General features: G+C 42.5%; 16 protein-coding genes. 8 read left to right on the top strand and 8 right to left on the bottom strand.

Annotated features, from left to right (window positions below; genetic code table 11):
- Positions 1-25: 25 nt before the first annotated feature.
- Positions 26-742 carry an enoyl-CoA hydratase/isomerase family protein gene (locus H3302_RS10310; protein ID WP_074989693.1) on the bottom strand — a complete coding sequence of 239 codons (717 nt, stop codon included), beginning with the start codon at positions 740-742 and terminating at the stop codon, positions 26-28.
- A gap of 192 nt (positions 743-934) precedes the next feature.
- On the opposite strand from H3302_RS10310, the gene H3302_RS10305 reads away from it, so the two are divergent.
- Positions 935-1708 carry a sulfite exporter TauE/SafE family protein gene (locus tag H3302_RS10305; RefSeq protein WP_065978089.1) on the top strand — a complete coding sequence of 258 codons (774 nt, stop codon included), beginning with the start codon at positions 935-937 and terminating at the stop codon, positions 1706-1708.
- Here the strand turns inward: H3302_RS10305 and H3302_RS10300 are convergent.
- Both H3302_RS10300 and mnmC read right to left on the bottom strand, forming a co-directional pair.
- Positions 1705-2343 (bottom strand): SDR family oxidoreductase, encoded by a 639-nt coding sequence (locus tag H3302_RS10300; protein WP_182395113.1) that lies wholly within the window; start codon positions 2341-2343, stop codon positions 1705-1707. The two genes, H3302_RS10305 and H3302_RS10300, sit on opposite strands and share 4 nt — an antisense overlap.
- 137 nt (positions 2344-2480) lie before the next feature.
- Positions 2481-4526: a bifunctional tRNA (5-methylaminomethyl-2-thiouridine)(34)-methyltransferase MnmD/FAD-dependent 5-carboxymethylaminomethyl-2-thiouridine(34) oxidoreductase MnmC gene (gene mnmC / locus H3302_RS10295; protein WP_074989691.1), complete on the bottom strand. Its 2046-nt coding sequence runs from the start codon at positions 4524-4526 to the stop codon at positions 2481-2483.
- A 179-nt stretch (positions 4527-4705) separates the two neighbouring features.
- Between mnmC and fabB the strand changes: the two genes are divergently transcribed.
- The 5 genes from fabB to H3302_RS10270 all read left to right on the top strand — a co-directional run bounded on the left by fabB (position 4706) and on the right by H3302_RS10270 (position 14476).
- The gene (fabB, locus tag H3302_RS10290) at positions 4706-5920 is read left to right on the top strand and encodes a beta-ketoacyl-ACP synthase I (protein WP_036967312.1); all 1215 of its coding nucleotides are present in this window, start codon (positions 4706-4708) and stop codon (positions 5918-5920) included.
- A gap of 175 nt (positions 5921-6095) precedes the next feature.
- Complete coding sequence (locus H3302_RS10285; protein ID WP_036967315.1) at positions 6096-7217, top strand: 4-phosphoerythronate dehydrogenase; 1122 nt, start codon at positions 6096-6098, stop codon at positions 7215-7217.
- A 31-nt stretch (positions 7218-7248) separates the two neighbouring features.
- A complete protein-coding gene (locus H3302_RS10280; protein WP_036967318.1) occupies positions 7249-8265 on the top strand; it encodes an aspartate-semialdehyde dehydrogenase in 1017 nt (338 codons plus the stop codon).
- 320 nt (positions 8266-8585) lie between these two features.
- Positions 8586-13022 (top strand): FimV/HubP family polar landmark protein, encoded by a 4437-nt coding sequence (locus H3302_RS10275; protein WP_182395111.1) that lies wholly within the window; start codon positions 8586-8588, stop codon positions 13020-13022.
- A gap of 125 nt (positions 13023-13147) precedes the next feature.
- Positions 13148-14476, top strand: a complete 1329-nt coding sequence (locus tag H3302_RS10270; RefSeq protein ID WP_036973019.1) for an IS4 family transposase — start codon at positions 13148-13150, stop codon at positions 14474-14476.
- Between the two features lie 47 nt (positions 14477-14523).
- Here the strand turns inward: H3302_RS10270 and H3302_RS10265 are convergent, their stop codons facing one another.
- Positions 14524-16161 (bottom strand): M28 family metallopeptidase, encoded by a 1638-nt coding sequence (locus tag H3302_RS10265; protein WP_182395109.1) that lies wholly within the window; start codon positions 16159-16161, stop codon positions 14524-14526.
- A gap of 127 nt (positions 16162-16288) precedes the next feature.
- On the bottom strand, positions 16289-17368 hold the full coding sequence (locus tag H3302_RS10260) for an MBL fold metallo-hydrolase (protein ID WP_182395106.1): 1080 nt from the start codon (positions 17366-17368) through the stop codon (positions 16289-16291).
- Positions 17369-17482: 114 nt separating this feature from the next.
- Between H3302_RS10260 and H3302_RS10255 the strand changes: the two genes are divergently transcribed.
- On the top strand, positions 17483-18076 hold the full coding sequence (locus tag H3302_RS10255) for a TetR/AcrR family transcriptional regulator (protein WP_036967326.1): 594 nt from the start codon (positions 17483-17485) through the stop codon (positions 18074-18076).
- An 8-nt stretch (positions 18077-18084) separates the two neighbouring features.
- Positions 18085-18591 (top strand): YdcF family protein, encoded by a 507-nt coding sequence (locus H3302_RS10250; RefSeq protein ID WP_182395104.1) that lies wholly within the window; start codon positions 18085-18087, stop codon positions 18589-18591.
- A 202-nt stretch (positions 18592-18793) separates the two neighbouring features.
- Here the strand turns inward: H3302_RS10250 and lipA are convergent, their stop codons facing one another.
- From lipA to ybeD, 3 genes are read right to left on the bottom strand one after another with little or no spacing between them, the layout of a single operon-like run.
- Positions 18794-19759, bottom strand: a complete 966-nt coding sequence (gene lipA / locus H3302_RS10245; RefSeq protein WP_036967331.1) for a lipoyl synthase — start codon at positions 19757-19759, stop codon at positions 18794-18796.
- Positions 19756-20409 carry a lipoyl(octanoyl) transferase LipB gene (gene lipB / locus H3302_RS10240; protein WP_036967333.1) on the bottom strand — a complete coding sequence of 218 codons (654 nt, stop codon included), beginning with the start codon at positions 20407-20409 and terminating at the stop codon, positions 19756-19758. The genes lipA and lipB overlap by 4 nt, the downstream gene beginning before the upstream one ends.
- 19 nt (positions 20410-20428) lie before the next feature.
- A complete protein-coding gene (ybeD, locus tag H3302_RS10235; RefSeq protein ID WP_036967336.1) occupies positions 20429-20707 on the bottom strand; it encodes a DUF493 family protein YbeD in 279 nt (92 codons plus the stop codon).
- Positions 20708-20844: the final 137 nt, after the last annotated feature.

The following is a 20844-nucleotide window of genomic DNA, read 5'->3' as shown; positions in this document are numbered from 1 at the left end:
GTCTGAAGGGGTTATTCACGTTAAATCACACAACCAACTGAACGGCATCGATGATGGGTTTGTTTTCAACATCAATCGTTTCGATGATGTGTTTATGAAGGCGCTTTTTATGTTCGGCAAATATAGGGCGTTTTTTATCGAACTGGCTGGCAAATTCGAATGCGGTATTAAACAAGCTTTCGCTGTCGGGGCAGGCTTGTTCGATAACATGGTCTGCAACAAGCTCGCTTGCAGTAACCCGGCGTCCTGTCAATTTCATTTCGTTAAAGCGGTAATAGGGCATCGATTTTTTTACAAATTCAATCATGCCTGGTAAAAACGGAATCGATAAATCAACTTCAGGAAAACAGAAAAAGCCGCGGTTACTTTGCATAAATCTAAAATCGCAGGCGCACGCTAAAATAGCCCCATTACCAAATGCATGGCCATTAATAGCGGCAATAACTGGCATTGGGTAAAGTAACAAACGTTTAAATACGGCATCCATAGCGTGCATAAAACCACTTACTTCTTCATATTTTTGTGCTTTTAAAGCGGGCATTAGCCAGTCGGTGTCTATACCTAAACTCCACGATTTTTCATCACTTGAGGTAATAATCAGTGCTTTGTGTTCTGAGTTAGCTTCAATGCCATCAAGGCAATTTAAAAATGCTTCTGCAAACGTAGGATTATGGCGGTTTTCACCTGCGGTCATTGTGAGAATAGCAACACTGCCTTGTGTGCTTACGGTTATAGGGGTCATGGTGTGCCTTTATCGTTTTCTTTTGTTATAGATATAGTTATATACCATCAGTTGCACAAAATAAACCTCGAGTCCGACCAGTTTGAGTGCTGAGGGGGTTCTCCGCTTTTAGTCGAAATGCAGTTTCAAACAGTCGCTAATACTATCTTGCCATGGTAATTTTAGTCTAAACACTCTATTTAAAGCGCGATAATGGAACTGGTAAGTTGGGATTTCTTTAGTGGGGGGTTGTTAAGCCCGATCAGCACAATTATCTTAATTATATTGGCAGGTTTTACCTCGATGGTGTCTGCTGCATTTGGTGCTGGTGGCGGGTTAATGTTGTTAGTCATTATGGCGTCAATGATGCCTATGAGTGTGGTGATCCCTGTGCACGGCTTAGTGCAGCTGGGCTCTAACGCGAACCGCTTTTTATATACTTTTAAGCATATCGATGGCGCTATGTTTTTATATTTCTCGTTGGGAGGAATCTTTGGTGCACTGGTAGCGTCAACTATCGTCACCGCTATTCCGCTTGAGTTAATGAAAATAGTGGTGGCAGCTTTTGTGCTCTATTTGCTTTGGGGTGTGACACCTAAGATCAGAGAAACATCAACGCTTTGGCGCATTTTAGCAGGGCTTTGGACCTCGTTTATTTCGATGTTTGTGGGTGCCAGTGGGCCGCTGGTTGGTAGTTGTTTGTATGTAAATAACTACAATAAGCTGCAATTTACCGCGACATTTTCGAGTTGTATGACGGTGCAGCATACTTTAAAGGCTATTTTGTATGGTGCTGTCGGGTTTGCATTTTGGCAGTGGTTGCCGCTTGTAATGTCGATGATTATGAGTGGTGCAATAGGCACTTGGCTGGGTTTGAAGCTATTGCACCGTATCTCATCAGATAAATTTAAACAGATTTTTCGTTTAGTTCTGACGTTACTTTCCCTGCAACTTGCGTGGCAGGGAATCTATTTTGTGTTTGCTTAGTTACCTGCTAATAGTTCGTCGAGTGGTTTGTCACCATTAAATAACTCGAATAGTTGCGATTTATCAGGTTTATGACTGGCGATATAAACCAGTGCATCAGCAACATCTTCTCGGTTTATCACGGCATCTTGGCGTGTTGCAGGACGATTTATGGTGAATAATCCAGACGCCGATTCGTTAAGGAGTGTGCCTGGTCTTACTATGCTGTAATGTAAGCCACTGTGTAGTAGATGCTCATCGGCCATGTGCTTAGCCACTAAATAAGGTTTGATGCTGCTTTCAATGCCATCGGGATCATCAGCGCCAATGGAGCTTACCATGATAAAGTGCTCAACCTGTGCATCAACTGCATAGTTAATTGCTTTTACCGCAGCCCATAAATCAATGAGCAAGGTTTTATCGGCACCGGTTGCACCACCAGAACCGGCACTAAAAATAACTTGCTGTACCCCTGTAAGTGCGTGACTAAAATCATTTTCTAGATCCTGCTCAACAATGCTCAGGTTTGGGTGCTCAATGTCAGTCAATTTGCTTTTATCACGTACTAATGCCACGACTTCATGCTCTTGAGCGAGCATTTTTTGGGTGGTCATTTTACCTATTTGTCCGCTTGCACCTATGATTAGGGTTATCATACCAAACTCCTTCCAGTTGCGTTAACTTTTACGTGTAACTTACTACTTTGGGGTGTGATCTTAATTTTAAAGGGACAAATTAAACTAATTTGTAATCGGCTTGAAAAAGAAGGGGGACTTTTTAGCCCCCTGCCTTTTTAGATTTTATTACGAATTAGGTCGCGAATAATAAAGCGAGCAGGGTGAATTGCTTGGCTAACACGTTCGCTAAAAGGTCTGGGTTCATTGTTTAAGCAGGCGACCAAGTGTTCGGCACACAGTGGCGCACTGCACAGACCTCTTGCCCCAAACCCTGTAAGCACATGCAAGCCTTGTTGAGGTTTTGCTAAGGGCTGATATTGGTAACGTTTTCCGAGTCTTAAATTCGCAAAGGCATTGACATAATCGTCTTGCTCCGCCCACTCGCCAGCCATTGGTAGGTGATCAATAAAGCTGCATCTTACTGCTGCTTTGGCTGCGGTAATTTCGCCTAATGATGTGGCAAAGTCACTGTCTTTATAGAAGCTAAGCAGTTGTTCTCGGTTTGTTTGGTTATCTTGCTCTTTCACTTCGCGGCTTTTTGAGTTTTTCTCAAATGTTGCCCCCATGCAGTGATGCTCTTGAAACTCAGGGGTAAAATATCCTTTATGACACAGCACCGTTTTTAATTGTTTGGATTGCTCACTTGCCTCAACATGCGATACCTGACCACGCACACCTACAACGGGCAATGCCTGGGTTTGCTTAAATTGGTCGCTATGCTCGCCCGCACATATTATTACATCGCTAAATGGACCAAATTGCTGTGTTTTTGTGTGTAACACCCAACCTGATTCTGTTTTTTCAAGTTGTTCAATATGGCAGTTAAAATGGGTTTTAATTGGATTGAGTGAGTATGCCTTATTAAAGAGGGCGGTCACTAAGGCAGGCGGGTTTACCCAGCCACCTTGTTCAAAGAATACGCCAGAGTAGCCTGTGTTTACTCCCGCAATATCATCGCCTTCAGTCGCACTGACATTGCGCATTAATTCAGTTGGCCAAAGGGCTTTGTCGGCTAAATTTTGGTGTTTATCAGCCAAGCCCTGTTTTACTGCGTGTTGCAATACACCACACCATTGGTGAGGGTAGTCGAAGCCGTCATCGAGTAATTGTTGATATAGGCGTTTTGCGTATAAAAAGCTATGCGCAAACATTTCGCTGTGCGGTGAGTTCTTAGCTTGCAGGTGCGGGTAAACAGCGCCCTGAACATTGTGTGAGGCCCCCATAGCAAGTGCGTCATCTTGGCAAAAAAGTGTCGTTGTAATGCCCCTTTTTGCTAAAGAGTACATCACACTACTACTGGCGATGCCGCCACCAATAACAGCAACGTTATTTAATGTACTTGCATGATGAGAAAAATACGCAGGGCCAGATTGCTGCTCTGTGGGTGTTGTTAAGGTGCCAATCAGCATTTCACGTTTTTTGCCGTAGCCTTTGGCTTTGGCCATAGCGAAACCGGCTTCATTTAAACCGCGTCTAACAAATCCTGCAGCTGTGAACGTAGCTAGGGTGGCATGTTCGCGTGAAATTGCACGCATCTTATTAAACACACTTTGCTGCCACATGTCGGGGTTTTTACTCGGCGCGAAACCGTCTAAGTACCATGCATCAACAACGCCTTCACATGGATAACTCATGGCATCAATGCTGTCTTGTACGTCACCAAAATAAAGGTCGAGTACGACTCGCCCGTCGGCAAATTCTAATCTGTGGCAGCCAGCAAGGTTAATGGGGTATTGAGCAATTAACTGGGCACTAAATGTGTGTAAGCTAGGCCACGCCTTTAGTGCATGGGCAAGGTCATCACGTTTAATTGGAAATTTTTCGAACGAGATAAAATGCAAGCGTCTAACCGAGCTATTGTCACTTTTATTTACACTAAGGTCGTGTTGATTTTGAACTTCTTGCTTGTCATGCTGCCTATCAAGGTGAGCAGCAAATTGCTGCCAGGTATTTAAAAAGTTAAGCCCTGTACCAAAACCCGTCTCGGCAATAACAAAATGCGCGCGGTCATGATTTTGTAACCGTTGCGAGATATTGTTTTGTTGATAAAACACATAATGCGATTCAGCTAAGCCATCGTCATTGGAGAAGTAAACATCGTCAAACTGATCGGCGACGGGTGTACCAAGGTGATTAAAATGTATATTTGCGTTTTTGATCATGGTTTAACTAAATAACTACAACTTTTTTTCATTATTTTACGTGTTTTCTTTGAAATAGTCTGGCGTTATTTATAAGCTACACATTCAGAGTACATGTGTACGCTAGAAAGCTGACCACTTAACGTGTATTTTCAGCGTAAAATAGAACACAATTTAGTATAGAGCTAAGGTAATTACCCATGAGAAGAGCCGTTATTACGGGCATCGGTGTTGTTTCAAGCATCGGTAACAACAAAGAAGAAGTATTAGAATCATTAAAACAAGGCCGTAGTGGTATCGCGTTCAACCAAGAGTTTGCTGATTACAACCTACGTAGCAACGTTTCAGGCAAAATCGATATTGATGTTAAAGAATTTGTTGATCGTAAAGCGATGCGTTTTATGGGCGATGCAGCAGCATATGCTTATATTTCAATGGCACAAGCAATTGAAGATGCAGGCCTTAATGAAGAGCAAGTTTCAAACGAACGCACTGGTTTATTAGTGGGTTCGGGTGGTGGTTCATCTAAATGGCAAGTTGAAGCGGCTGACATTCTGCGTGAAAAAGGCGTGAAGCGTGTAGGTCCATACATGGTACCGCGCACGATGGCGAGCACCACGTCGGCATGTCTTGCAACACCATTCAAAATTAAAGGTGTTAACTACTCAATTAGTTCTGCTTGTGCAACATCTGCACACTGTATTGGTCATGCGGTTGAGCAAATTCAACTTGGCAAGCAAGATGTGATCTTTGCGGGTGGTGGTGAAGAGCTTCACTGGACACTGGCGATGGAATTCGATGCAATGGGCGCATTGTCGACTAAATATAACGAAACTCCTGAGAAAGCATCGCGCACTTACGATGCAAACCGTGACGGTTTTGTTATCTCTGGTGGTGGCGGTATCGTTGTCGTTGAAGAACTTGAGCATGCACTTGCTCGTGGCGCACACATCTACGCTGAAATCACAGGGTATGGTGCAACTTCTGACGGTTACGACATGGTAGCACCATCAGGTGAAGGTGCGGTACGTTGTATGAAGCAAGCAATGCAAGGTCTTGAAGGCGGCATTGATTACTTAAATACGCACGGTACTTCAACCCCAGTTGGTGATGTTAAAGAGCTTGGCGCAATTCAAGAAGTGTTTGGCGGTAACTCACCGATGATCAGTGCAACAAAAGCAATGACGGGTCACGCATTAGGTGCGGCAGGCGTTCATGAGGCTATTTTCTCGTTGTTAATGCTAGAGCACAACTTTGTTGCACCTTCTATCAATATTGATGAGTTAGATGAGCAAGCAGAAGGTCTAAACATTGTTACTGAGCGTAAAGACGTTGAACTGAATACAGTAATGTCTAACAGCTTTGGTTTCGGTGGCACAAACGCCACACTAGTAATGAGCAAATATAAAGGTTAAACCTCTCCAGTATTTGCCAAAGCCGAGCGTTTGCTCGGCTTTTTCGTTTCTAACTCTGCACTGTATTCTTTGCCTTTTATATTTATTAAGCGTGAGTCTGTATGAGTAGTTACGCTATCCGTATAGCTATATTTTCGTTACAATAGCGCCACTTTTCTGCTTCTCGGACACACAGATGAAAATTCTTGCAGATCAAAATATGCCATTGGTTGAGCAGTACTTTGCCGATTTTGGTGATGTTGAGCGATTTGATGGCCGTAACTTACAACCTGAGCAGTTGGCTGGGGTTGATATACTATTAACTCGTTCAGTGACAAATGTTGATAACGCGTTATTAACTCAGGCAGATAAGTTGAAGTTTGTTGGTACGGCAACCATAGGTGTTGACCACATTGATACTGAACTACTGGCTGAGCGCAATATTGCATTTAGCAGTGCGCCGGGCTGTAATGCCGTTGCTGTAGCAGAATATGTTATTAGTAGTTTATATGCTTTATGTCAAGAAAATGCTGAGTCACTGCAAGGTAAAACCATTGGTATTGTTGGGGTAGGCAGCATTGGTAGTTGTCTGCGCGATAAGTTAAACCTACTGGGTATGAACGTATTGCTCTGCGATCCTCCTAAGCATGAGACGGGTGAATTAGTAGAACATACTGATTTTGATACCCTTCTTGACACTGCCGATATTATTACGTTTCACGTGCCGTTGGTGAAGCAGGGGCCGCATAAAACGTTGCATATGTTAAACAAACAACGTTTAGCGAAGCTTAAAGATGGCACGACGCTTATTAATGCAAGCCGTGGTGATGTTATCGATAATCAGGCTTTGCTAGAGTTATTTGAGCAAGGAGCGAAACTTGATTGCGTGCTTGATGTTTGGGAAAACGAGCCAAATATACTCACTCCGCTACTTAATTATGTGCGTTTTGCGAGTGTGCACATTGCAGGCCATACCCTTGAAGGAAAAGCCCGTGGTACTCAAATGTTGTACCAAAAAGTGTGCGAACTTGAGGGGGTTGCAGCACTGAAGTCGCTGGAAGATTTTTTACCTGAACCAATTAGCCATGCTGTCTCGCTCGGTGAAACCTTTACGTTAGATGACATAGGCCGCTTAGTACACCTTATTTACGATGTTCGTCGTGATGATGGCATCTTGCGTAGTAAGTTAAATCAAGAAGGGTTTGATAGCCTACGGAAAAATTACCCGCCACGACGTGAGTTTAATACACTGTCGGTGGCTGCAAATAGTGCCTGTGAAGCCGCTTTAGCTGCACTGGGATTTAGAATTAACGAATAAAGTCAGTACTTTATTCATATGAGGAAAACACATGTCGCAAAAATTTAATGTTGCTGTCTTAGGCGCCACAGGTTTAGTGGGTCGTCAAATTATCGAAACTTTAGAAGATCGTAAATTTCCGGTTGGCGAGTTGTTCTTGCTTGCGAGTAGCCGCAGTGCGGGTGAGGAAATACAATTCCGTGGTGAATCGATTGAAGTACTCGACGTAGAAGGGTTTGACTTTAGCCAGGCACACATAGGTTTATTTTCAGCTGGGGGAAATGTTTCTGAAAAGTACGCCCCCATTGCTGCAGACGCAGGGTGTGTGGTGATTGATAATACCTCGCATTTTCGCAATGACTTCGATGTACCATTAGTGATACCTGAAGTGAATGCATCGAGCTTAGCGGATTTTAGAAACCGCAATATCATTGCAAATCCTAACTGCTCAACTATTCAAATGTTGGTCGCGTTAAAGCCTATTTACGATGCATACGGTATTGACCGTATTAATGTATCGACTTATCAGGCTGTGTCGGGTGCGGGCAAAGAGGCCGTTGATGAACTTGCTAAGCAAACCGCTAACCTAATGAATGCGCGTCCAATGGATAATGCTGTTTTTCCTAAGCAGATTGCCTTTAACGTCATCCCACAAATCGATACTTTTGAAGACAACGGTTATACCCGTGAAGAAATGAAAATGGTGAACGAGACACAAAAAATCTTAGGTGACACGAGTGTCGTGGTAAACCCAACGTGTGTTCGTGTTCCGGTTTTCTTTGGTCACAGTGAAGCGATTAATATTGAGACACGTATGCCAGTTGATCTTGAGCATGTAAAACAGTTACTGAATGATGCACCGGGTGTAGAACTGATTGATGACTTGGGTGATTACCCAACAGCGGTATCTGATGCAAGTGGTAATGACACTGTGTATGTTGGTCGTTTACGTGCAGACATTTCTCATCCACACGGCTTAAACATGTGGGTAGTGAGTGACAACACGCGTAAAGGGGCTGCAACGAACAGTGTGCAAATCGCTGAAGAGCTAATTGCAAACTACCTTTAAATCTGATGATTTTGACTGAGTCATTCAGTAAAGAGAGCGGCTAATTGCCGCTTTTTTTATGTTTTCAGTGCCAAATTATTGCCGCATACGCTGTAAAAGCGTATAAACTTAACATAACAATAAAAAAGTCTCTCAGCCGCTAATATTTAAGCTATTTACTATCAAAGTGTTGCAATAGATATTGCTCACCAACTGGTTTATAGTTTGCAGCTGGAATAGAGCTTGCAAGAAAGCATAATTAAGAATCAATTCTGCAAGAATTACTTGATGTTTAAGCAACCAACGTTGCTGCGTTAACATTTAAAACATAAAGGATCAGCATGCGCGGTTTAGCAACACTCTTCATATTAGCGTCTGCCTTGGTGGTAACACCGACTTACTCTGATGAAGGCTCCACTCTTAAAGGCCCTAAAGGCGTCGATTATGGTGCGCAGGGGCGATCAATTGGTCCGATAAAACCGACTGATACTCTGTGGCGTATTGCCGCTAAAATTCGACCTGATAACTCTGTAAGCATTTATCAGGTTATGCAAGCATTGTACGACAAAAACCCGTCATCGTTTTTAGATCAAAACCTGAATCACATGCGTGATGGCGCGTATCTTAAAATTCCGACTATTGCAGAAATGCGTGCTGTTAACCCGACCCTAGCGAAAGCCCGATCTGAGCAAGACGATGAGCTGTGGGAGAAAAAGAAAAACGGCACATTAACAGTCGCCGAAATAAACGAATCGCAAAAAAAAGTGACGCAAGCTCGTAAAGTCGATTTAGACGAAGCAAAGCAAGAGCTTAAACAAGAAATAAACACAATCAAAACTGAGCAAGGCACGCAGCTTGTTGAATTGCAAAAGCAATTTAAAACATCGGTCGATAATGTTGAAGAAATTCTTGCCGAAAATAATAAGTTAAAACAACAGCTAACAGGTATTTCGAAAGAGCTAGAAACGGTTCGTGACCAACTCGGACAAGACAGTGAAATTCAAAAGCAACTTAAAGAGTTAATTGCCAAACAGAATGAGATTATAGAGCAGCAAAAAGCAAAAAAGATTGAAGAGGACAGTGGGCTTAACGTGTCGTCAATTTTAAGCAACCCATTTGTTCTCGGTGCTCTAATGTTCATTCCTGCGTTACTTATTATTGCGGCTGTTGTGTTGTTTTTGAAAAAAAGAAATAACAACGAGCCAGAAGCCAGCGATGACGATGAGTTTCTACCACAAAGCCCAACTTACACTGAAAATGATGAGTTAGACCCTCTAGTCGATAATGATCCGCTTATTCCTGACCCCGTTGAAGATAACGATGATCTGAGTGTTCGCTTAGATGATGACTTAGACCAAGATATGCTGCCAGATGATGACATTATCTTTGATGACAGTATTGATGATAGTTTTGACGACGATGACAGTGTTTTAAATCAAGATGAACTCGAAGGGCTTTTAAGTGACGATATTGTGTTTAATGATGAGTCAGAAGGCAGTGAAGATGATGATTTAGACGCATTTTTACAGCAAGATTTTGATCAATCTGATGACGACAGCTTAGGCGATGAAATTGATTTAGAAGGTGAACAATCACAAGTCGACTCTTCAGGAGATATTTTAAGTGCGGATGATATTGATGATCTATTCGCTAGCGACAACACCGATGATTCGCAAGACAGCAACAAAAACGATGATATGGCGGCATTAAGTGAAGAGCTTGCCGAAGACGATTTTGATATTGACAGCCTAATTGACGAGCAAAACAATACTACCAGCTCAGAGCAAAATGAAGATGTTAATTTAGATGACATTGACGACTTACTCGATGAAGCGGACGAGACCCCAGCAGAAACTATTGATGCTGAATTAATCGATGAAGATGACTTTGATATCGATAGCTTAATTGATGACGTGCAAACGGATGAACAGCCAGCACACTCATCGAACACAGTGGAAGATGAATCGGTCGATGCTGACGATATTGATGCTTTATTAGATGAAGCGAGTGATGATGATGCGCTAGATGTTGATGACATTGACTCACTACTTGATGACGTTGCAATGGATGAAGCTGCAACCGAACAAGCACTCAGTGAAGAGCCTGAAGTTGAAGAGCTAGTTGATGAAGATGAACTAGACGATGCACTCGATGTTGACGACATTGACTCATTACTTGATGACGTTGCAATGGATGAAGCCGCAACAGAACAAACTCTCAGTGAAGAGCCTGAAGAGGATGACCAGCCTCAAGTTGACGAGCTAGTTGATGAAAACGCGCTAGTTGACGAAGATGAACTAGACGATGCACTCGATGTTGACGACATTGACTCACTCCTTGATGACGTTGCAATGGATGAAGCCGCAACAGAACAAACTCTCAGTGAAGAGCCTGAAGTTGATGACCAGCCTCAAACTGACGAACAGGTCGATGAAAACGAGCTAGTTGACGAAGATGAACTAGACGATGCACTCGATGTTGATGACATTGACTCACTCCTTGATGACGTTGCAATGGATGAAGCCGCAACAGAACAAACTCTCAGTGAAGAGCCTGAAGAGGATGACCAACCTCAAACTGACGAACAGGTCGATGAAAACGAGCTAGTTGACGAAGATGAACTAGACGATGCACTCGCTGTTGACGACATTGACTCACTCCTTGATGACGTTGCAATGGATGAAGCTGCAACAGATGAAGTCATGACTGAACAAGCACTCAGTGAAGAGCCTGAAGTTGATGACCAGCCTCAAACTGACGAGCTAGTTGATGAAGATGCGTTGGTTGATGAAAACGCGCTAGTTGACGAAGATGAACTAGACGATGCGCTAGATGTTGATGACATTGACTCACTCCTTGATGACGTTGCATTGGATGAAGCCTCAACTGATGAAGCTACGACTGAACAAACACTCAGTGAAGAGCCAGAAGAGGATGACCAGCCTCAAGCTGACGACCAACCTCAAGTTGACGATCTAGTTGATGAAGATGCGTTGGTTGATGAAAACGAGTCTGTTGACGAAGACGTGCTAGACGATGCACTTGATGTTGACGACATTGACTCACTACTTGATGAGGTTGCAACGGATGAAGCTGCAATTGAAGACGCACAGAGTGAAGAGCCATTAGTCGATGAAGAACCTGAGTTCGATGAACAGGTTGATGAAAATGAGCTTGATGACGCGCTTGATATTGACGACATTGATTCCTTACTTGATGAAGTCGAAACCGATCAAGATGAAGCCGATGAAGAGACAGGCGTCGATACACTTGATGATGAAGATGAGTTAGATGATTCGCTGATTACTGAAGACGATGATCTCGATGATATTGATGAACTCATTCAAGAAGCAAATGAGCTTAAGCAAGAGACAGAAGCGCAAATCTCTGACCTATCGAACGAAGAAGACAGCAACGCGCAGCATAACGAAAATCTACAAGACTCATTAGCTGATCTTGCTGATGCTGATCAAGCTATTGATGATATGAATGTGGAATCAGTGGCATCTGAATTAGTTGATAGCACAGAAGAAGTAGACATTGATGAAGCTCTGCATCAGGAATTTAATGAAGACAGTGATGAGCTGTTAGACGAAGATGACCGCTTAGATGAATATGATGATCCGGCATTAAAAAGTGTTGATGAACTGCTCAACGAAATCGGTGAAGACGAAGACTATGTTGCCCCACCAGATTGGTCTATTGATGAACCTGAGCAGGACTTTGAAGAGGTTGAAATTGATTTAGGTGACGACCCGCTTGCCGAGGACGAGTTAACCGATGAATTTGATTTAGACATTGAAGACGAACCTTTAACGCAAGATACGGTGACACCAAGCCAAGAACTGGAGGAATACCCAGAACTTGAGTTAGATGAAGCAGGTTTTGAGTTAGATGATAATGACACAGAGCTCAAAAACGAAGATACGATAAAGCCGAGCCAAGCAGAGCAAGATCTAGCTAACTCACTCGCAGGTGGCAATGAACTTGACCAGCTTGAAGATGACTTTGATGATGATCTTTTGCTCGATAATGAATTCACTGAAGCTGATGCATTTGAGCCTGAAAGTGACTCTGCTGAACTTGAAAATAAAGTAACAGTAGATGACCCGCTACCAGAGCTTGATGATTTACAAGAGTTTGAGTTAGAAGAGGCTGAACTAGAAAGTGTTGCAGATAATGCGCAAACACTGGCTGATATTGAATCTACGCTTGCGGATAGTGACGGTATCGGTGAGCTTTCAGATGATGAAATCGATGATGATTTTATGGCAGATCTGACGCAAACAGATTTTGATGCATTGCTTAATGAGCTAGCCGAACCGGATGAAACAGACATAACGGATGCCAGTGAGTTCGACGTTGATTTCAATGCACTGTTAAATGAAGACCTGCAAGTTGAAGCCGCAGACGAAAGTGACTTTTCAACTGATATTGAACCCTCAGATGAACAAGCCTCTAAGCAAACAGACGATGAGTTTGTTGATATAGATTCATTGCTTGAACAGAGTGATGATGAAGCGCTTGATTTTGAACCATATGACGATGTTGATATGGATGTGGGTCTTAGCGATTTTAATGACTTGCTTGCAGGTGATAACCCTACAGATGTTGATGCTGAAAGTGGGGGTTACTCTGCCAAGCTTGATTTAGCGCGAGCGTATATCGAAATAGATGATTTTGATTCTGCGTTAGAGGCAATTGAAGATGTGATTGCCAATGGCCCAGAAGAAGTGCAAGAAGAGGCGCTATCTTTAAAAGCTAAAATTAAGTCATAAAGTATCAAAGTAATAAAACCGAGCAAGTCGCTTAATGCAGATCAGTTAAGCATATTTTTATGATCACTTGACTGATCTTTTCATAGCTTCACAATCCGATATTAGAAATAGTATCGGATTTTTTTATGTCTCTAATTCAACACTTCGATGATATGTCCTCCTTTTTAGATGATGTACATACACTCGACAAACTTAAGCAGGTTCTTGACCCTGATATTCTTGAACAAGCATTTGAACATGCGGGAGTTGCCACTGTTCGTAAAAGGCGGTTACCGCTAGAAGCTATTATGTGGTCTGTAATTGGTATGAGTTTATTCCGAAACGAAACTGTGTGGGATATTGCTAACAGACTCGACATATCCTTGCCTGGAAAAAACAAATTAGTAGCGCCGAGTGCGCTCGTGCAAGGTCGCCAAAGGTTGGGTTACGAAGCAGTCCAACAAACATTTCAATTACTTTCACATAAAGTGTTTGCCACCCAGCCTTTTGAGCAGTGGTGTGGACTTAATTTACTTGCAGTGGATGGCGTTAGCTTCCGAACTCATGATAATCAAGAAAACCGAGAAAAGTTTGGCAGTGACAGTAATCAGCATGGAGAAGTCAGCTATCCACAAATTCGAATGTGTAGCTTAATGGAAGTATCTAGCCACTTATTGTTAGACAGTAGTTTTGATGCCCGTTGTGTAGGCGAAATGAGCTTAGCTCAACGTCTATTACCAGCCGTACCGGATAACTCTCTGACCTTGTTTGACCGTGGTTATTACTCATTAGGGCTACTTTATCAATGGCAAAGCCAAGGAAAAAACTCTCACTGGATGTTGCCAGCAAGGAAGGATTTACAGTATCAAGTTGAACACAGTATCAGTGACAATGATAAGATTGTTACCTTGTCTACAAGCCTTCAGGCGAGAAAGAAGTTTGAGTCATTACCAGATACCATAACGGCAAGATTAACCACTTATAAAGCTGATGGAAAAAGCTATCGTGTTCTGAGTTCTCTTATTGACCCTTTACGATTTCCGTATGACGAATTAATAGAGGTTTATACACAACGCTGGGAAATTGAGCTGGCGTTTAGAGAAATAAAGCAGGGATTGAATCACAGCAAACATACATTACGTAGTAAGAAGCCAGACATGGTACGCCAAGAGTTATGGGGATTACTACTCGCTTACAACTTAATACGCATAATCATGCTTGATGCAACTAAAGAAGAAGATATCTTGCCTACTCAATTAAGCTTTAGCCAATCTATGCGGCAGGTAATCGCTTTCTTCATGTTTACGCCAATACATAGTGCAAGTAAGTTACCTGTTCATTATGATGAGTTACTGACAACACTTAGGTTGTTTATCTTACCCGATAGGCTACCAGACAGGCATTATCCAAGGGTGATAAGAAGGAAACCAAATAAGTATCCTTACAAAAGAAAATGCCAGTCAGCTCTTAACTGACTGGCATTAAGCAAGTCGCTCGGTTTTTTTGTATTTAATATAGGGTATTACCTATCTTGTAAACGACGAGCCTTGAAATCAGACTCGGCTTTCCATTTTGGCCAATCACCGTTATTTGCAAGCTTGGCTGCAATATCAACAATCAGTTCAATGTCTTGTTTCACACCGCCCATTGACCATTGCGGCGAATAGTCGTCAGCTTCTTTATGGTATTTATGAGCAATATAGTCGGGGTCTGTATCGCCTAAGCTCATAAATAACAAGCTTGGCACGCCTTGTTTAGCCAATGAAAAATGATCTGAGCGGAAGAACAAGCCATTCTGTGGTCTTGGATCCATCTTTACGTGACGTCCTTGTGACTGTGCTGCCTCAGCTAGGTAGTCTTCCATTTCAGACATGCCTTTGCCGTATTGTAAAATGTAGTCAACGCCATCAAGTACGTTCATACCATCGATATTAAGCAGTGCCACCATTTGTTTGGTGGGGGCAATTTCGCCGGTAGCGAATTGCTCTGAACCAATTAGCCCCGTTTCTTCTGCGGTGAAATTTGCGAAGATTATTGAGCGTTTGAATGGCTTTTTCTTATGCATTTCACTCAAAATGCGGGCAATTTCAATAGTGGCTGCGGTGCCTGAAGCATTATCGACAGCACCATTATAAATCTTCAGCCCCTCTTCGGTTTGCTTCGTACCAAAATGATCCCAGTGAGCGCCAATAACGATGTATTCATCAGGTGTTTCACTGCCTTTAAGTGTTGCTACAACATTATGCGATTGTGCTTGGGAGATATCACTTTTCAATGTCAGCTCCGCTTTCGCTTTTAAATCAAGCGGTTTAAAATCAGCTTTTAATGCGTTGGCTTTTTCGGTTTGATAATCAAAGCCTGCTTGAGCAAAAATTTCATTTGCGGCCTGCTCATCAATCCATCCCATGACAGGAATGTCTGATGCATTATTGTCTTGGTCGATAAGTGTGTATTTACTGCCTGTGTTCGAGCTTTCAACAACTCCCCAAGGGTAAGCGGCTGGTGCTGTTTCGTGCACGATAAACACGGCTTTTGCACCTTGGCGTGCACCTTCTTCGTATTTGTAAGTCCAACGACCATAATAGGTCATGGCATTGCCTGTAAATAGCGTGTCGTCTTGAGTCGCAAATCCTGGGTCATTGACAAGTACAATAACTGTTTTGTCTTTTACATCAATGTCAGCAAAGTCATCCCAGTTATACTCTGGGGCATTAATACCATAGCCAACAAACACCACGTCAGAGCTAGCAATGTTGATCTCTGGATTAATTTGTTGCGTGCGTGCGGTAAAATCACTGCCAGCATTAAAGCTTAACTCGCCAACCTTTAGCGTCATATTCTGATCAGGCGTGAGTTTTGCCATTGTCACTGGCTGTAAAAAATTGCCATTAAAACTGCCCGTTAAGCCTAGCTTTTTGTATTCGTCAGCTAAGTAGTTAATGGTCAGAGTTTCGCCTTCTGTGAGTGGACCACGGCCTAAAAACTCATCAGAGGCAAGCGTTTTAATGTGTGAGCGTACTTTGTCAATGTTGACGGTTTCAAGCGTGGATGTGCTTAGTTTATCAGTGCTTGCTTCATCAGCGCTTGGGGTTGGTTGCTCAGAGCAACCGAATAAACCCACGGCAAGCGCTAAACTTGCGTATTTAAGGTAAGTTGTCATAGTTTTTCTGGTTGATTGTACAGAGTTTCACTATATGGGACGAGAAGAGGGCTGTCCAGAAAGACGCTACAAACAACTGATTATTCAGGATGAGTAGATAATAATTCAATTTTCAGCCATGAAAAATTTACCACCAGGTTTTGTTTATCGCAGGATCGTGAATACTGAATACCTCGCCAACTAGTGGGGTGCTTAGCGAGACATGCTCTTGTACAGCCTTTTTAGTCACGCGGTTGAGTGGTTCATACCAGGCGTGAAATGCTAAATCGAATGTGCCATTATGCACTGGGACCATAATATTTCCGTGTAAATCTAAATGCGCTTGAACAGATTGCTCTGGTGTCATGTGAATATTCGACCACTCTTGGTCGTAAGCCCCAGTTTCAATAAAGGTAATATCAAATGGCCCATAGCGTTTGCCAATTTCTTTAAAGCCCGCGAAATAACCAGAGTCACCACTAAAATAAAAGCGTTTGTCTTTTACTTTTATAGCCCATGAGCCCCACAGTGTTTTGTTTCTATCCGTTAAGCCTCTGCCTGAAAAGTGCTGTGTGGGTGTAAAAACGATTTGGCTGTTTGTAGTCGTATGGTCTTGCCACCAATCAAAGCTAAGCACTTTTTGCTTTTTTACCCCCCATTTTATGAGATCATTTTCTACACCGAGCGGAACATAAAAAGAGTCGGTTTTGTCGGCCAGTTGCTTGATAGCTGCTTTATCTAAATGATCATAATGGTTGTGCGAGATAAAAACCTTCGCAATGTGAGGTAACTGTTTAATGCGTATTGGCGTAGGTTGAAAACGCTTTGGTCCCATAAACGAAAATGGCGAAGCTCGCTCGGAAAATACAGGATCAAACAGCCAAAATTCACCATACACTTTAGCTAAAATTGATGAGTGGCCCAGTTTCACAAAATGGACGCTGTCATTCGATAAAGACGCAAGCTGCTGTGTTGATAAAGCATACATGGGCAGTTCGTGTTTGGGTTCTGCATCAATTTTCTTTTCTGTCATGAAACGTATGAAGATTCCCAGCGTTTTTCTAAAACCAGGCTGCTCAACCTTTGCATTATTATAGAAGGTGCCATCTACTAATTGAGCTGAGTGACTGTCATCACTTACGCCTTCAGCGGCAATTTGATTATTCATAATTAACACGCCGACCATGAGGCATACTGTGGCGATTACGAGCCATCTTAGAAATTTCATATCGTTACCATAAGTAAACTGAGTGGTGTAGTTTTTCATTGTTTGCTTTAAAAGTAAACTATCTAGTGCATTTTTTATTTTTGCGTTACACTATTGATGTCATGGGGGAAGTACATGAAATTATCACAAAGAAAACGACTCGATATTTTGAATGCAGCTGAAACGTTGTTTTTTCAACAAGGTTTTGAACAGACGAGTATGGATCAGGTTGCAAGCTTAGCGGGCGCTTCTAAACGCACTGTTTATAATCATTTTGAAAATAAAGGTGTGCTGTTTCAGGCTATTCTGGTGTTTATGTTTGAAAAAGTGCGTCAAGAAAAAGCCGTTATTTTTAATAAGCAACACCCGATTGCAGAGCAGTTAACACAAATTGCTGTGCAAGAGGTGGCTTTGCTTACCTCGGAAGAGTTTCTAAAAATAGCGAAAGTGGCTTTTATGCAAATGCTCCAACAGCCCGATTTAGCTAAGTCGCTCGCCAACAACAGTATGGGTTGCATGCAAGATTTAGTGGCTTTTTTAGAGGCGGCCAGTGACGCGCATGTGTTACATATTGACGATGCTGAATTTGCGGCTAAACAGTTTGTGTATCAATTAAAATCGCTGATCTTTTATCCTCTTTTGTATGGATTTGAGCGCCAAAATGGCGACACAGAAGAGAAAGTGATTAGCGAAACCGTGAAAATGTTTTTAGCGCGTTATCAACGATAGTATTTCAGATGAAAACGGCAATTGTACTATTAGGCGCTCCAAATGAACCTGACGGCAGATTATCTGTTATTGCAAAAGCACGCTGTGATAAAGCCTACGCCGTTTTTCGCGATCATCAACATGTAAGTCTATTGTGTACAGGTGGCTTTGGCAGCTTTAATAAAAGTGCGTATCCGCATGGCGAATTAACCAAGCGGTATTTAGTTAAACAAGGTATTCCAGTATCTCGCTTTTTGGCGCATGCCCCAAGCCGTTTTACCTTTGAAGATGCGACACTTGCACAGCCTATTATAGACCGTGCAGAGATTAAAAAAGTACTATTAGTCAGCTCTGAGTTTCATATTGAACGTGTTCATTATGTTTTTCGACACATTATGCCTTTGATGGAATTTGAGTGTGTGCCTGCAGTCACGCCTTTACCAGCTGAGGAGCTTGCTTTGTTACGTGCTCATGAACAGCAGGCAATGTTAAGAGAAGAGCAAAATATTTTAAGCTACAAAAAAGCCGCGCTATAAAATTTTATAGCGCGGCTTTTAAATGTTTAATAATACCAATCCGCAAAAATACTTAATCATTTTGAATGATCAAACCAGTCGCTACCTGCGTTAAAAATTTCTGATTTAGAACAACTAAATAACTAAATTTTTGCCTTGTTATCAACGCGGTTTTATTGCCTCAAAATAGACCACTTAATTAAGCGGAATGGTATAAGAAGTGTTATTTAACTTCTTTACCTGCTGCCTGTTGATCAGCATGGTAGCTTGAGCGAACAAACGGGCCACATGCAGCATGTGTGAAGCCAATTTCGTCAGCATAAGCTTTTAAGCCATCAAACTCGGCTGGTGGCACGTAGCGTTTAACCGGTAAGTGGTGCTTTGAAGGCTGTAAGTATTGACCTACCGTGAGCATATCTACGTTATGTTCACGTAAATCACGTAATACTTCTTCAATCTCACTGATTTCTTCGCCTAGACCGACCATTAGGCCAGACTTTGTTTTCACTTCTGGGTGCGCTTCTTTAAAGCGACGAAGTAGCTCTAATGACCATTTATAATCAGCCCCCGGACGCGCTAGTTTGTATAATCGTGGTGCCGTTTCTAAGTTGTGGTTGAACACATCTGGCGGCGTTTCAATTAAGATATCAAGCGCTCTGTCCATACGGCCACGAAAATCAGGTACTAGAATTTCAATGGTGATATTTGGGTTATGCTTACGAATTTCACGAATACAGTCAGCAAAGTGTTGTGCACCGCCATCACGTAGGTCATCACGGTCAACAGACGTAATAACAACATAGCTTAACTTCATATCTTTAATCGTTAGAGCTAGTTTTTCTGGTTCTGCTGCATCAGGCTTTAATGGACGCCCATGCGCAACATCACAAAACGGGCAGCGACGCGTACAAATTGCACCAAGAATCATAAAGGTTGCTGTACCGTGATTAAAGCATTCTGATAGGTTAGGGCACGATGCTTCTTCACACACAGAGTGTAAGCCGTGTTTACGCATGGCACTTTTAATACCATCAATACGCTCTGTTGATTTTGGTAAACGAATTTTAAGCCATTCTGGCTTACGTAACATTTCGTTTTTTTCTGTTGGTAAAACTTTCACTGGGATCAGCGCCATTTTCTCAGCATCACGCAGTTTTACGCCTGGTTCCATTTTGACTGGTTTATTCATTCGTTTTCAAACCCTTCAGTGTGCTTAACCACAGTAGCATTAAGCTTTTTAATCATGTGTTTAATAAGCCCTGAACCTGCTTGCTCTAGGTTCTGTGGGCCATTGAGATCGGTTGTCTGCACCATGTTCATACCAGCATAACCGCATGGATTGATACGTAAAAATGGGCTTAGGTCCATATTTACATTCAGTGCTAAACCATGGAAAGAGCAGCCGCGACGAACGCGTAAGCCTAACGATGCAACTTTACTGTCGTTAACATAAACGCCAGGTGCATCCGCCTTTGCATAGGCTTCAATATCATAATCTTTAAGTGTATCGATAATACACTCTTCCAACCAAGTGACGAGTTCACGAACGCCAATATTTAAACGGCGAAGGTTAAACAGCACGTACATCATTTGTTGACCCGGTCCGTGATAGGTCACTTGACCACCTCGGTCTACTTGAATCACTTCAATATCACCGGTGTTTAAAAGGTGCTCTGCCTTACCTGCCTGACCCTGTGTAAAAACAGGTTCGTGTTCCACAAGCCAAATTTCATCAGCTGTGTGCTCATCGCGGGTATCGGTAAATGATTGCATTTTTTGCCAAATTGGCATGTAACGCTGTCGCCCTAATTGGCGAACGATTAATTCTCTCTCGCTCACGACTTACTCCGTAATCAGTCTATAGCATATGACGTACGTCATCGATGTTGCTGATCACGTTATAGATTTCTTCGATGTGCTCTTTGCTTGTTACCGTAGCAACAAGTGTGACTGACTCATAATTCCCTTTACTGCTTGGTTTGATCTTAGGTGCGTAATCGCCCGGTGCAATGGGTTGCAGCTTTTCTAGGATCTGATCTGTCAGATTTACATTAGCTAAGCCCATGATTTTAAATGTGAATGGGCAAGGGAAATCTAAATACTCGTCAAACTTAGTATCTTTTACAGGTTGAACCACGACGGTGACTCCTCAAACAATGGTCTGCTTAATAGACGTTTTCTTTGCCATTTCTTGGCGTTAAGCAAACTGGATTACGACGCACTCGACCCAGCGCGACTGATATGGGGCGCATTCTATCATTTTTCAGGCAAAAA

Source organism: Pseudoalteromonas sp. MT33b (assembly GCF_014117385.1).
In the GTDB taxonomy this organism is placed as follows: domain Bacteria; phylum Pseudomonadota; class Gammaproteobacteria; order Enterobacterales; family Alteromonadaceae; genus Pseudoalteromonas; species Pseudoalteromonas lipolytica.
This window is presented reverse-complemented; position numbering and strand designations above follow the sequence as displayed.